Here is a 14,095-nt window from a genome sequence, read left to right as displayed (position 1 = left end):
GTTCGATGAGCCTGATCAAGGAAATCGACTTCGGCACGCCGATCCGCCTCGCCGAGAGGACGGTGACGCTGACCATAGACGGCCAGAGCGTGACCGTGCCGGCCGGTACCTCGGTGATGGCGGCCGCGATGTCGATGGGCACGGCCATCCCGAAGCTCTGCGCCACGGATTCGCTGGAGCCCTTCGGCTCCTGCCGGCTCTGCCTCGTCGAGATCGAGGGCCGGCGCGGCACGCCGGCCTCCTGCACGACGCCGGCCGAAGAGGGCATGGTCGTCCGCACCCAGTCGGAAAATCTGGCCGGGCTGCGTAAGGGGGTGATGGAGCTCTACATCTCCGACCATCCGCTCGACTGCCTGACCTGCTCGGCCAATGGCGACTGCGAATTGCAGGATATGGCCGGCGCGGTCGGCCTGCGCGAGGTGCGCTACGGCTATGAGGGCGAAAACCACGTCTTCGCCGAGCGCTCCGACGGGCTCGCCAACGAGAACTGGCTGGGGAAGGACACCTCCAACCCCTATTTCACCTACGACCCCACGAAATGCATCGTCTGCAATCGCTGCGTGCGCGCCTGCGAGGAGGTGCAGGGCACCTTCGCGCTGACGATCACCGGCCGCGGCTTCGACTCCCGCGTGGCGGCTGGGCCGACAGACTTCCTCGGCTCGGAATGCGTCTCCTGCGGTGCCTGCGTGCAGGCCTGCCCGACGGCGACGCTGATCGAGAACTCCGTCATCGCGATGGGCCAGCCGGAGCATTCGAAGATCACGACCTGCGCCTATTGCGGCGTCGGCTGCTCGTTCAAGGCCGAGATGCAGGGCGACAAGGTCGTGCGCATGGTGCCCTACAAGGACGGCAAGGCGAATGAGGGCCATAGCTGCGTCAAGGGCCGCTTCGCCTGGGGCTATGCCACCCACAAGGACCGCATCACAAGGCCGATGCTGCGGGAGAAAATCACCGATCCCTGGCGGGAGGTGTCGTGGGACGAGGCGATCGGGTATGCAGCCTCGGAATTCAAGCGCATCCAGGGCCAATATGGCCGGGAGTCCGTCGGTGCGATCACCTCCTCTCGTTGCACCAATGAGGAGGTGTTCCTCATCCAGAAGCTGGTGCGCGCCGCCTTCCGCAACAACAATGTCGATACCTGCGCGCGCGTCTGTCATTCGCCGACCGGCTACGGGCTGAAGACGACGCTCGGCACCTCGGCGGGCACGCAGGATTTCAAGTCGGTCGACCAGGCAGACGTCATCCTGGTCATCGGGGCCAACCCGACCGACGGCCACCCGGTCTTCGCCTCGCGGATGAAGAAGCGCCTGCGGGAGGGTGCAAGGCTGATCGTCGCCGATCCGCGCCGGATCGACCTCGTCAGGTCGCCGCATGTCGAGGCGGACTATCACCTGCAACTGATGCCGGGCACCAATGTCGCGCTGATCAACGCGATCGCGCATGTCGTGGTCACGGAAGGACTGATCGACGAGGACTATGTGCGCGAGCGCTGCGATCTCGTCGACTTCGAGGTCTGGGCCCGCTTCATCGCCGAGCAGCGCAACTCGCCCGAGGCGAGCGAGGCGTTCACAGGCGTTCCGGCAGCCGATGTCCGCGCGGCGGCGCGGCTCTATGCCACCGGCGGCAATGGCGCGATCTTCTATGGCCTCGGCGTCACCGAGCACAGCCAGGGCTCGACCACGGTGATGGCGATGGCAAACCTCGCTATGGCGACCGGCAATATCGGGCGCGACGGTGTCGGCATCAATCCGCTGCGCGGGCAGAACAATGTCCAGGGCTCCTGCGACATGGGCTCTTTCCCGCACGAACTTCCCGGCTATCGGCATGTCGCCGACGACGCGACGCGACACACCTTCGAGACGCTGTGGGGCGTGTCGCTCGATCAGGAGCCGGGCCTTCGCATTCCCAACATGCTCGACGAGGCCGTGGGGGGCACCTTCAAGGGGCTCTATATCCAGGGCGAGGACATCGCCCAGTCCGACCCCAACACGCAGCACGTCACTGCCGGCCTGGCATCGATGGAATGCGTCGTGATCCAGGACATCTTCCTGAACGAAACGGCGAAATACGCCCATGTCTTCCTGCCGGGCTCCTCCTTCCTCGAGAAGGACGGGACCTTCACCAATGCCGAGCGCCGCATCAACCGCGTCCGGAAAGTGATGGAGCCGCTCTCGGGCAAGGCGGAATGGCAGGTCACGATCGATCTCTGCAAGGCGCTGGGCTACGAGATGGACTACAGCCATCCCAGCGAGATGATGGACGAGATCGCCCGGCTCACGCCGAGCTTCGCTGGCGTTTCCTATGCCAAGCTCGACGAACTCGGCTCCGTGCAATGGCCCTGCAACGAGAGCGCCCCGACCGGCACGCCGCTGATGCATGTCGATCGCTTCGTGCGCGGCAAGGGCAAGTTCATGATCACCGAATATGTGCCGACCGAGGAGCGAACGGGGGCACGCTTCCCGCTGATCCTGACCACCGGGCGCATCCTGTCGCAGTACAATGTCGGCGCGCAGACGCGTCGCACCGCGAACCAGGCCTGGCATGACGAGGATGTGCTGGAGATCCATCCCTTCGATGCCGAAAATCGCGGCATCAATTCGGGCGATCTGGTCTCTATCGCCAGTCGCTCCGGCGACATCGCGCTTCGGGCGGAGGTCTCCGAGCGGATGCAACCCGGCGTGGTCTACACCACCTTCCACCATGCGCAGACCGGCGCTAACGTGATTACCACCGACTTCTCGGACTGGGCGACGAATTGCCCCGAATACAAGGTCACGGCTGTGGAGGTCCGACGCACGAACCATTATTCGCAGTGGCAGGACAAGAACCGGGAAGAAGATATCAGCCTGCGTCTGATCGCGGAGCGCTTGCCGGATGCCGCAGAGTAAATCACCAGCCCAGCCGCCGGCATCCCTGGCCGTCGCCGCCGAGCCGGTGCGGTTCGGCAGCGCACGCAGCACTGCGACGACCGTCGATGTGGCGGTCGAGGCTCCGGTCAACATCGTCTATGGCAACATGCCCTATGCGGTGATGATGGCGACGCCCGCCGATCTCGAGGATTTCGTCACGGGTTTCAGCCTCACCGAAGGCATCGTGCAGCGCGCAGACGAGATCCGCGCGATCGCGGTCATGCCGCAGCAGGACGGCATCGTCGTCACGGTCGATCTCGCGCCGGGGCGCTTCCGCGATCACCTGGCACGGCGGCGCAATCTGTCCGGGCGCACCTCCTGCGGGTTGTGCGGGGTGGAGACCATCGCCGAAATGCCGCAGGCCGAGGCCGGCAGCCGGCAGAGCGCGCCGATCATGGCCTCCGCGGTCCAGGCGGCCCTGGATGCGCTCGAGCAGCAGCAGCCGCTGGGCCAGTTGACCCGCGCGGTGCACGCGGCCGCCTGGTGCGATGCGCGAGGGGGGATCGTGACCGTGCGCGAGGATGTCGGGCGGCACAACGCGCTCGACAAGCTGATTGGCGCGCGCCTGCGGGCAAGCGCGGCCGCCAGCGAGGGCTTCATGCTGGTCACCAGTCGCGCCTCGTTCGAGATGGTCGAGAAGACTGCGATCTTCGGCGCGGGAACGCTGGTCTCGATCTCGGCGCCGACATCGCTGGCCATCGAACGGGCGACGGCGCTCGGGTTGAGCCTGGTCTCGATCGCGAGGCGCGATGGCTGCACCGTCTTTGCCGGGTCGCTCGCGCCCGATCTGGAAACCGTATCGCGATGATGCAGGCCGCTGCCATGACGACGCATGATGCCGACGCCTACAAGGCGCAACAGCACGCCAAGCTGGCGCGCATGGCCGGGCAGATCGCCGACTTCTTCGTCGCCTATCCCGAGGACCAGGCGGTGGCCTCGATCGCCAGCCATATCAACGAGTTCTGGACGCGCCGGATGCGCGAGGACTTCGTCTCGGCGTTCAACGAGGCCTCGCCGGAACTGCGCCCGCTGGTCGCGAAGGCATTGGCGGGAATTCGGGCCGATCGCAGCCAGGGCTGAGCCGACACCGGCGCTCTTTCGGCTCAGCGCTGGATGCGGGTCGAGAGGATGATCGAGGACATCGTGCGCTCGACGCCGTCGAGTGCTCCGATCCGGTCGATCAGGCGGTCGAGTTCCCCGATCGAGGGCGCCGCGACGATTGCGATCATGTCGAAATGCCCGCTCACGGAATGCAGCGCCTGGACCTCCGGGATCTTCCGCAACTCGGCCTCGGCTTTCGGTGCGGCCTTCGGGCCCGCCGTGATCAGGACATGGGCACGCACCAGCCCCTTTTCATGCTCGTCGGACAGTCTTGTCGTGTAGCCGGCGATGACGCCGCGCCGCTCCAGGCGCTCGAGACGGCTCTGGACCGTGGTGCGGGAGAGCCCGAGCTTGCGGCTGAGCTCGGCCACCGGTGCGCGGGCGTTCTCGGTCAGCAAGGCGAGCAGGAGGCGGTCGGCGGGGTCTGTCGTCATAATGACCAGTCTCTACGTCGATATGCCTAAATATTCCAGTCGAATCGTCGTGGCTGACGGTTCTATCCGACGAGGCGGCAGGCGACCTTGGCCTCCGAACAGAGATTTCAGGGACTGAGAATGATGCGCGATATTGTTGTGGTGGGTGCGGGCAAGATCGGCGCGACGATCGCGGATCTGCTGGGAACGTCTGGCGATTACCGCGTCGTGGTGGCCGACCGCTCCGAGGCGCAGCTCGCCGGCATCCGCACGAGCGCGACCGTCTCGACCCAGGTTATCGACATCGCCGATGAAGCCGCCTTGAAGGCGCTGCTGACCGGTCGCTTCGCCGTGCTGAGCGCTGCGCCCTTCGCGCTGACGACCCGCATCGCCGAGGCCGCTGCGCCGCTGGGCGTGCATTATCTCGACCTGACCGAGGACGTCGCCAGCACCAAGCGGGTCAAGGAACTCGCCCAGACGGCAAAGGGCGCGCTGATCCCGCAATGCGGACTGGCTCCCGGCTTCATCTCGATCGTCGCCAACGACCTCGCCAAGGATTTCGACACGCTCGACTCGCTCAAGCTGCGCGTCGGCGCGCTGCCGCAGTATCCGTCCAACGCGCTCGGCTACAACTTGACCTGGAGCACCGACGGGATCATCAACGAGTATTGCGAGCCCTGCGAGGCGATCGTCAGCGGCGAGCGCGCGCTGGTGCCTGCCCTCGAGGAGCGCGAGGAGTTCTCGCTCGACGGTGTCGCCTATGAGGCCTTCAACACCTCGGGCGGTCTTGGCACACTTTGCGACACGCTGGCCGGCAAGGTCCGCACGCTTAACTACCGGACCATCCGCTATCCCGGCCATTGCGCCATCATGAAGACGCTGCTGCAGGACCTGCGCCTGGCCGATCGCCGTGACGTGCTCAAGGACATCTTCGAGAACGCGCTGCCGAGCACGCTGCAGGACGTCGTCATCGTCTTCGTTGCCGCGAGCGGCTACAAGAACGGCCGGCTGGTCCAGGAGACCTATGCTCACAAGGTCTATAGCGGCCTCATCGACGGCGTGATGCGCAGCGCGATCCAGATCACCACCGCGGCCGGCATCTGCACCGTGCTCGACATGCTGGCGAACGGCACCCTGCCGCAGAGCGGCTTCGTCCGGCAGGAGGATATCGGCCTGAACGCGTTCCTGGCGAACCGTTTCGGCAAGGTCTACGCCCGGGCGCAGGACCTGCAGGCTCTCTCCGGCGGAGAGCTTCCGCGCGCAGCCTGAGACCGTCGCGAGCATAACCTCCCCGCATGGGCAAGCGCCCTGATGCGGGGAGCATATGCGACAGCGGAATTTACAAGAACCCGGACAATCGGCCACAAGAGCCGCAACGATCCGGGCTCAAATGGACCGATCTAGGGGGATTGATGGCTAAACGCGTACTGATCGCGGAATTCATGCATGAGACGAACACGTTCAGTGTCCAGCTCACGGATGAGACGGTTTTCCGCAATGCACGGGTCTATCTCGGCAATGAAGTGGTGCAGGCGTTTCGCGGTACGCGGACCTCGCTGGGCGCCGCATTCGAGGCCGCCGACAAGTTCGGCTGGACCGCCGTTCATCCACTCACTGCCCACGCCAACCCTTCAGGCCGCGTCACCGACGCGGCCTTTGAGCTGTTTGCAGGGCTGATCGTCGACGCCGCTGACGGGGTCGACGGGGTGCTGCTGCATCTCCACGGCGCCATGGCGACCGAAAGCTCCGATGACGGCGAGGGCGAACTGCTTGCCCGGTTGCGCAAGCGCATCGGGCCCGCGATCCCGGTCGTCGCCGTGCTCGACCTGCACGCGACACTGACGCAGCTCATGGCCGACAACGCCAATGCGCTGATCTCCTACCGGACCTATCCGCATATCGACATGTATGAGCGGACCTGGCAGGGGGCCGAGTTGCTCGAAAAGGCGATGGCGGGCGAGATCAGCCCGGTCTGCGCGGTTGCGCGCCGCCCGATCCTCTACGCGCTCGATGGCGGCCGTACGAGCTCGCCGCCCTTCAAGGAACTGCTGCGCCGCGCCGACGCGATCGAGGCCGCCGGCGACGCGCTGGTCGTCAGCATCCAGGCCGGCTTCTCCTCGGCGGACGTGCACGATATCGGCCCCTCCGTCGTCGTCACCGCCAATGACCGCGCCAAGGCGCAGGCCGTCTCCGAAGAGATGATGGACTACGCCTGGGAGCAGCGGCATTTCTCCTCGATCAGCATGACCCCGCTTGCCGAGGCCATCGCCAAGGCGAAGGCTGGCGAGGCGACCGCCGGTGGCCTGTCCGGCGGCAAGCCGCTGGTGATCTCGGACTATTCCGACAATCCGGGCGGTGGCGCCTATGGCGATGCCACCAATCTCCTGCGCGCCGTGCTCGATGCCGGGCTGAAGAATGTCGGCTTCCACGCGATTCGCGATCCCGAGGCTGCGCTCGCCGCCCGGGCAGCGGGCGTCGGCAACCGTGTCCGGCTGAAGCTCGGTGGCAAGATGGACCCGTCGATGGGCGGCGCGCCGCTCGACCTCGACGCTCATGTCGTGGCGCTGACCGACGGCCACTTCATGTGCTACGGCCCGATGGCGGGCGGCGTCTGGCGCAATTACGGGCTTTCGGCTCTTCTGCGGGTCGACGATGTCGAGATCATCGTGATCACCCATAACGGCCAGGCGACGGATCTCGCCCAGTTCACCTCGCTCGGCGTCGATCCGACGCGGAAATCGACGCTGATCGTCAAATCCATGCAGCATTTCCGCGCTGCCTTCGAACCCATTGCGCGCGAGGTCGTGGAAGTGGACACTGGGGCGCTGTGCACCCGTAACTTCAAGGAGCGTCCGTACCGTAAGGTGCGCCGGCCGATCTACCCTCTCGACGACATCTGACCACGACCGGCCATCAAGCGCCGGCGGCGACAAGGCTACAGGAGGAACACGATGACCAAGGCCAGCGACCGCGCCAGCGGGTTACGCCGATGAGCGTGCATGCCGATATCGTTCTGAGGAACGGCCCGATCTGGTGCGGCTACGAGGATGGCACCGTCGAGGCGCTGGCGCTCTGGCAGGGCCGCGTGCTCGCGGCCGGCCCCGACGCCGAAATCGCGGCGCTGGTCGGCCCCGGGACACGGGTCATCGACCTCCAGGGCCGGCTCGCGACGCCGGGCCTGAACGATTCCCATCTCCATCTGATCTCGCTCGGCATGACCATGAACTGGGTCGATTCCAAGCCGGCCGCCGCGCCCACGCTCGACGCCCTGCTCGGCGCCCTCGCGGCCCGCGCGGCCACGGCAAAGCCCGGCGAGTGGATCATGTCGCGCGGCTATGACCAGACAAAGCTCGATGTCGGCCGGCACCCCTATCGCGAGGAACTGGACAGGGCCTCGCCGAACAACCCCGTCGTGCTGGTGCGCGCCTGCGGCCATATCTGGATCTGCAACTCGGCGGCGCTCGCCGCGGCCGGCATCGACGAGACCACGGCACCACCTCCCGGCGGCCTGATCGAGCAGCAGAACGGCCGCCTGACGGGCATGCTGGCCGAGAACGGTTGCGACAAGGTGCGCGCCGCCATCCCGGAGCCCAGCGAGGAAGAGCTGATCGCGGGTATCGAGCGCGGCGGCAAATACCTGCTGTCGCTGGGTATCACCAGCTGCATGGACGCGGCGGTGGGCCAGAAGGCCGGTTTTGCCGAGATCGCCGCCTATCAGCGCGCCAAGCGCGACGGGCGCCTGCCTGTACGGACCTGGCTGACGCTGCTGGGTGACGATGGCCGTTCGGTCGTGCCTCAGTGCCACGAGGCCGGCCTGATCTCCGGCACCGGCGACGACATGCTGATGATCGGCGCGGTGAAGCTCTTCCTCGACGGTTCGGCCGGCGGGCGCACCGCCTGGATGAGCAAGCCCTATCTCGGCGACGACGAGAACACGGGCGTGCGCATGAAGGAGGATGCCGATCTCGAGCGCGAGGTGATGGACGCCCATGCCAAGGGCTACCAGCTCGCCTGCCACGCCATCGGCGATGCCGCGATCGAGCAGCTGATCACGGCCTATGAGAAGGCGCTGGCGGCCCATCCCGATCCCGACCGGCGCCATCGCATCGAGCATTGCGGCTTCTCGACGCCGCAGCAGCACGAGCGGATGATCAAGGCCGGGATCTATCCCTGCCCGCAGCAGGCCTTCATCCATGATTTCGGCGATGCCTATGTGAAGGTTCTCGGCCCAGAGCGTGCCCTGCCGAGCTATCCGCTGGGCACCTGGTTCAAGCTCGGGCTCAAGCCGGCAGCCGGCAGCGACGCGCCGGTCTGCGACCCCGATCCGTTCCCGAATTTCCACGCGATGCTGACGCGCAAGACCTGGCGCGGCACTGTGATGGACGCGCGCGAATGCGTCTCGCCCGAGCAGGCCCTGCAATCCTATACCGAGTTCGGCGCCTTCTCGCAGAAGCAGGAAGCCGTGAAGGGCCGGCTCGTGCCGGGCTATCTGGCCGATGTCGCGGTGTTCTCACGCAACCTGTTGACCGCGGCGCCGGACGACATTCTGAAGGATACGCGCTGCGACCTGACGATCAGGGGCGGCGAGGTGGTTTTTGAACGTAACGGCGCTTCGCACTGAAAGCGTCCAGAGGGCGCAGAGGCGGACGACCGGCAACGGTCCAACCGCCTCGGCCATGACGAAGCGGCAGCCCGGGCGATGCTCGCCCAGGGCGATGTGGCTAACAGTAGAGGGGACTATTCATGTTGAAGAAGTTTATGCTTACCACGGCGCTGACGCTGGCGGCGTTCACGCTGCCGGCACTGGCACAGGAGCCGCGCAAGGGCGGCACGATCCGCTTTACCGCGCCCTACGCGACCTCGTTCGTCAGCAATGACAGCCATGTCTCGAACCAGATCCAGGACGAGATCTACGGCTATGCGCTGCATCGCTCGCTCTACAAGTGGGATTCGGTCAACAACAAGCCGGTGCTGGAACTCGCCAAGAGCGTGACCACCTCGGCCGATGGCCTGACGCACACCTTCAAGCTGCGTGACGACGCGCTGTTCCACAACGGTCGCAAGATGACGGCCGACGACATCATCTGGACCTATACGCGCCTGATGGACGGTTCGAAGAACTATCCCGGCGCAGGCGCCGTCCGCCGTATCAAGGGCGCGGTCGAAGTCCAGAACGGCTCGGCCAAGGAGATCTCCGGTCTCAAGAAGATCGACGACTTCACTATCGAGATGACCCTGATCGAGAAGACCGATCCGGGCTTCCTGTTCCGCAATGCCACGAGCTCGATCCTTCCCGCCAAGGAGGCGCAGGACCCGAACTTCTTCAACAAGCCGATCGGCCTGGGTCCGTTCAAGTTCGTCGAGCACGTCCCGGGCTCGCGCATGGTGTTCGAGAAGTGGGAGAAGTTCTACGTTCCCGGCAAGCCCTATGCCGACAAGCTGATCATCTCCCCGATGGGCGAAGCCGCCGCGCGCGACGTCGCCTTCCGCAACAAGGAGATCGACGTCTCGATCCTGGGCCCGACCCAGTACGTCGCCTATCAGGCCGATGCGAACCTGAAGAAGGGCATCCTCGAGGTTGCCGAGGTGTTCACCCGCAACATGGGCATGAACCCGAGCTTCAAGCCGTTCTCCGACAAGCGCGTGCGCCAGGCGATCAACCACGCCATCGACGCCGACCTGATCATCAAGCGCCTCGTCCGCGACAAGGCCTATCGCGCCTCGAGCTGGCTGCCGCTGTCCTCGCCGGCCTATGACAAGGATCTGAAGCCCTACGCCTTCGATCCCGAGAAGGCCAAGAAGCTCCTGACCGAAGCCGGCTATCCCGATGGCTTCGAGTTCGAATGGACCGCGAGCCCGAACGAGAGCTGGGGTATCCCGATCGTCGAGGCGACCATCCCGATGCTCGCCAAGGTCGGCATCAAGGTGAAGGTGAAGCCGGTCGAAGGCTCCGCGCTTGGCGGCATTGTCGCGAAGGGCGATTTCCAGGCCTATATCTGGTCCAACACCTCCGGACCCGATCCGCTGACCCAGATGAAGTGCTTCTATTCGCAGACACCTCGCAGCGCCTGCAACTACACGACCTTCAGCAACCCGGAAGTCGACAAGCTGATCGACGAGGCCGGCGCGACGGAGGATCTGGCCAAGCGCAACGAACTGCTCAAGAAGGCCAACAACATCCTGTATGTCGAAGCACCGGTCTGGTTCTTCAACTACAACAAGGCGGTGATGGCCTATCAGCCCTGGCTGCACGGCCTGCAGCCGAACTCCACCGAGCTCGCCTTGCAGTATTACGAGGATCTCTGGATCGACGACACGTCGCCGGCGGCCAAGTAATCCCGATCAGGCTTTAGCCTGACGCCCGGCGGCCAGTCCGCCGGGCGTGCGCGGCGAGGAGTGCACCATGCTTCCCTATATTGTCCGGCGGCTGCTCCAGGCAGTGCCGATCCTGCTTGCCGTGGCAGGGCTCGTCTTCGTGATGTTCAGCGTCATTCCCGGCGACTTTGCCTCGACCCAGATGGCCGATGGCCGCGCTGTCGTCGATGCCGAGCAGGTGGCGCGGATGAACAAGCAATTCGGGCTCGACGAGCCTGTTCATGTTCGGTTCGTCAGTTATGTCGCAAAACTGGCGACACTCGATCTCGGAACCTCCTTCCGGACACGCCAGCCGGTGATGAATTCGCTGGCGGAGCGGATCTGGCCCAGCCTGCAATTGTCGATCGCGGCGATGCTGTTTGCCATTGTCTTCGGGGTCCCGCTCGGCTTCCTGGCGGCACTCAAGCCCGGCGGCTGGCTCGACATGCAATCGATGGTCGTCGCGGTGTCGGGGCTGTCGCTGCCGCAGTTCTGGCTCGGGCTGATGCTGATGTACGCGTTCGCGCTGATGCTCGGCTGGTTTCCGAGCTTCGGCTATGGCGACGGGCATCCGCGCTATCTCGTGCTGCCCGCGGTCGCCCTCGGTGTGGCACCGCTGGCGCTGCTGGCGCGCACAACACGGGCTGCAGTGCTCGAGGTCATGAATGCCGACTTCGTCCGCACCGCCCGCGCCAAGGGCAACAGCGAGGTCCGGGTGATGCGCTGGCATGTCGCGCGCAATGCGATGGTCATCGTGCTGACCACGCTCGGCTTGCAGTTCGGCTCGATCATGGGCGGTGCCGTCGTCATCGAGAAGCTATTTGCCTGGCCAGGCGTCGGTTCGCTGCTGGTCGACAGCGTTTCGCTGCGCGACATCCCGGTGGTGCAGGCCTGCATCCTCCTGCTCGTGCTTTTCTTCCTCGTCGTGAACATCATCGTGGACGTGCTCTGCGCCCTGATCGATCCACGCATCAAATATAGCTAGGACCGGGGAAGCAGATGAAATTCCGGGCTAATCTCTGGATTGGCGGCGCCTTGTTCGCTGCCGTCGTCGTGGGCGGGACGCTTGCGCCCTGGCTGGCGCATACCGACCCCGTCATGGACGCCAACCTGATGAACGCCGAGGTCTCGCCGGGCGCCGATTTCTGGTTCGGCACCGATGCCCAGGGGCGCGACATCTACAGCCGCGTGCTCTACGGCGCGCGGATATCGCTGACCGTCGGCATCGTCTCGCAGATGATCAACACGATCATCGGCGTCGCGCTGGGCATGTCGGCTGCCTATTTCGGCGGCTGGTGGGACGATTTCGTCAACGGGCTGACGAACCTGATGCTCTCGATCCCGTCGCTGGTCTTCGCGCTCGCCATCATGGCGATCCTGCAGCCCGGCCTGACCAGCCTGCTGATCGCGCTTGGCCTGACCAACTGGTCATATACCTGCCGGCTCTCGCGGGCGGCGACGCTTTCGATCAAGCAGCAGGGCTATGTCGAGGCGGCGCGCTCCTTCGGCAGCGGCAACACGCGCATCATGCTGCTGCAGATCCTGCCCAATATCGCCGGCCCGATCATCGTCATCGGCACGCTGGGCATGGGCGGCGCGGTGCTGGCTGAGGCCTCGCTCTCCTTCCTGGGCCTGGGTATCCGTCCGCCCTTCCCGAGCTGGGGCAGCATGCTCTCCGACGCACGCGACCAGATCACGACGGCGCCGTGGATTTCGGTCTTCCCGGGCCTCGCCATCTTCGTCACGGTGCTCGGCCTCAACCTGCTCGGCGATGGCCTCCGCGACATCCTCGATCCGCAATCGCAGACCCGCCGTCCGTGAGGCGTGCGGCTGAATTCAAACTGGAACCGGTTCTATGACGACGATGCCGACCCCGACCCCGCATGAAGACGGCCCCCTGGAGAGCGTATGCTTCCATGGCCTGAAGACCGGGCCAGAACTGCTCGTGCTCGGCTCCGTGCACGGCAATGAGGGCTGCGGCCCGGCGGCGATCGGGCGGATCATCGCCGAGTGCCGCTCGGGCGCGATCAACATCAGGCGCGGCACGGTGACCTTCCTGCCGATCGCCAATCCCAAGGCGCGCCGGCAGAACACCCGCATCGGCGACCGCAACCTCAATCGCAACCTCTGCGCGCGCGCTCTCCCCTCCGACAACGAGGACCGGATCGGCAACCCGCTCTGCGCTGTCCTGCGCGAGCACGAGGTCCTGCTCGACGTCCATTCGTTTAGCGAGGGTCGCGAGCCCTTCGTCTTCTTCGGTCCAGACAATAATGATGGCGATCTCGAGCCGTTCCGCCACGGCTCGGCTGAGGCAGCCTTCGCCGCAAGCCTCGGCACCGACCTGCTGATCCATGGCTGGCTCGACATCTACGCGGCCCAGATCAAGGCTTGCGAACAGCTCGACCTGCCCCGCCTGCCGGTGACGGAAGGGATCGGGACGACCGAATACATGCGCTCGGTCGGCGGCTATGCGGTGACGCTGGAATGCGGCCAGCATGACGATCCCGCCTCTATCGAGGTCGGCTATATCGCGATCCGCAACGCGCTGTCGCATCTCGGGCTGATCGACGATGCGCCTGTGACACTCGTGACGCCGCGCGTGATCCACATGAAGCAGCTCGTGATGTGCGAGCGGGACGGGGACCAGGTCGAGGGCGACTGGACCACCGGCGACACGGTCAAGGCGGGCCAGGCGGTTGCGCGTCGCGCTGGCGGCGAACTCGTCCTCGCCCAGAACGACTCGATGGCGATCTTCCCGCATCGCAAGGCCAAGCCTGGCGAGCCGCTGATGTATCTCGGCGAGACCAGCGCGCGCCGCGTCTAAGCGCATACGTACCCTCGTCCCGGGCCTGCGCGCTGGCCCGGGACGATGATATCTGGACGCTCAGAGCTTCTTGCCGTCCTTGTCGAACTGCTTGAGGAACGCGGTGAGATCCGCGACCTCCTTCTCGTTCTTGATGCCGGCGAAAACCATCTTGGTGCCGGGGATCTTGGCCTTGGGATCCCTGATGTACTCGGCGAACACGGCCTCGTCCCAGGTGATGCCGGAGTTCTTGTTGGCGGCGGAATAGCTGTAGCCCTCGACGGCGCCGGAATGGCGGCCAATCAGCCCGTTAAGTTGCGGGCCGACCAGGTTTTTGGCCCCTTCGCCGATCTGGTGGCAGGCGCGGCACTTGTTCCAGGAGCGCTCGCCTGCGCCCACGTCCTGAGCGGCGGCGGGGAGGGCATGGCTGGCCGCAATCAGTCCGGCCAGGGTGACGGCCTTCGCGAGAGTGAGCGCTTTCATGGTGCTTCCTTGGCTGCTAGCTGACCCCTGGG

The 14,095-nt window shown here is 65.4% G+C and carries 12 protein-coding genes; 10 read left to right on the top strand and 2 right to left on the bottom strand.

Features of this window, described 5'->3' with window-relative positions:
- Positions 1 to 5: 5 nt before the first annotated feature.
- From fdhF to AC1D2L_RS18195, 3 genes are read left to right on the top strand one after another with little or no spacing between them, the layout of a single operon-like run.
- Positions 6 to 2,888 (top strand): formate dehydrogenase subunit alpha, encoded by a 2,883-nt coding sequence (gene fdhF / locus AC1D2L_RS18205; protein WP_476847299.1) that lies wholly within the window; start codon positions 6 to 8, stop codon positions 2,886 to 2,888.
- Positions 2,875 to 3,717, top strand: coding sequence for a formate dehydrogenase accessory sulfurtransferase FdhD (fdhD, locus tag AC1D2L_RS18200; protein WP_476847298.1), 843 nt, complete (start codon positions 2,875 to 2,877; stop codon positions 3,715 to 3,717). The genes fdhF and fdhD overlap by 14 nt, the downstream gene beginning before the upstream one ends.
- Positions 3,714 to 3,989, top strand: a complete 276-nt coding sequence (locus tag AC1D2L_RS18195) for a formate dehydrogenase subunit delta (RefSeq protein WP_476847297.1) — start codon at positions 3,714 to 3,716, stop codon at positions 3,987 to 3,989. Before fdhD ends, AC1D2L_RS18195 begins: the two co-directional genes overlap by 4 nt.
- A 23-nt stretch (positions 3,990 to 4,012) precedes the next feature.
- On the opposite strand, the gene AC1D2L_RS18190 is transcribed toward AC1D2L_RS18195, so the two are convergent.
- Positions 4,013 to 4,444: an Lrp/AsnC family transcriptional regulator gene (locus AC1D2L_RS18190; protein WP_476847296.1), complete on the bottom strand. Its 432-nt coding sequence runs from the start codon at positions 4,442 to 4,444 to the stop codon at positions 4,013 to 4,015.
- Between the two features lie 123 nt (positions 4,445 to 4,567).
- On the opposite strand from AC1D2L_RS18190, the gene AC1D2L_RS18185 reads away from it, so the two are divergent.
- From AC1D2L_RS18185 to AC1D2L_RS18155, 7 genes are all read left to right on the top strand, one after another.
- On the top strand, positions 4,568 to 5,692 hold the full coding sequence (locus tag AC1D2L_RS18185; RefSeq protein WP_476847295.1) for a saccharopine dehydrogenase family protein: 1,125 nt from the start codon (positions 4,568 to 4,570) through the stop codon (positions 5,690 to 5,692).
- Between the two features lie 143 nt (positions 5,693 to 5,835).
- Positions 5,836 to 7,323 (top strand): M81 family metallopeptidase, encoded by a 1,488-nt coding sequence (locus tag AC1D2L_RS18180; protein ID WP_476847294.1) that lies wholly within the window; start codon positions 5,836 to 5,838, stop codon positions 7,321 to 7,323.
- An 89-nt stretch (positions 7,324 to 7,412) separates the two neighbouring features.
- The gene (locus AC1D2L_RS18175) at positions 7,413 to 9,044 is read left to right on the top strand and encodes an amidohydrolase (protein WP_476847293.1); all 1,632 of its coding nucleotides are present in this window, start codon (positions 7,413 to 7,415) and stop codon (positions 9,042 to 9,044) included.
- 122 nt (positions 9,045 to 9,166) lie between these two features.
- Positions 9,167 to 10,759 carry an ABC transporter substrate-binding protein gene (locus AC1D2L_RS18170; RefSeq protein ID WP_476847292.1) on the top strand — a complete coding sequence of 531 codons (1,593 nt, stop codon included), beginning with the start codon at positions 9,167 to 9,169 and terminating at the stop codon, positions 10,757 to 10,759.
- 67 nt (positions 10,760 to 10,826) lie between these two features.
- Positions 10,827 to 11,762, top strand: coding sequence for an ABC transporter permease (locus AC1D2L_RS18165; RefSeq protein ID WP_476847291.1), 936 nt, complete (start codon positions 10,827 to 10,829; stop codon positions 11,760 to 11,762).
- A 14-nt stretch (positions 11,763 to 11,776) separates the two neighbouring features.
- Complete coding sequence (locus AC1D2L_RS18160) at positions 11,777 to 12,598, top strand: ABC transporter permease (RefSeq protein WP_476847290.1); 822 nt, start codon at positions 11,777 to 11,779, stop codon at positions 12,596 to 12,598.
- Positions 12,599 to 12,632: 34 nt separating this feature from the next.
- Positions 12,633 to 13,601, top strand: coding sequence for a succinylglutamate desuccinylase/aspartoacylase family protein (locus AC1D2L_RS18155; RefSeq protein WP_476847289.1), 969 nt, complete (start codon positions 12,633 to 12,635; stop codon positions 13,599 to 13,601).
- Positions 13,602 to 13,661: 60 nt separating this feature from the next.
- Here AC1D2L_RS18155 and AC1D2L_RS18150 read toward each other — a convergent pair whose 3' ends face one another.
- On the bottom strand, positions 13,662 to 14,063 hold the full coding sequence (locus tag AC1D2L_RS18150) for a c-type cytochrome (protein WP_476847288.1): 402 nt from the start codon (positions 14,061 to 14,063) through the stop codon (positions 13,662 to 13,664).
- Positions 14,064 to 14,095: the final 32 nt, after the last annotated feature.

Source organism: Allobosea sp. P1_B10, assembly GCF_056406735.1.
The sequence above is the reverse complement of the archived record's forward strand: the minus strand, read 5'-3'. Positions and strand labels throughout refer to the sequence as shown.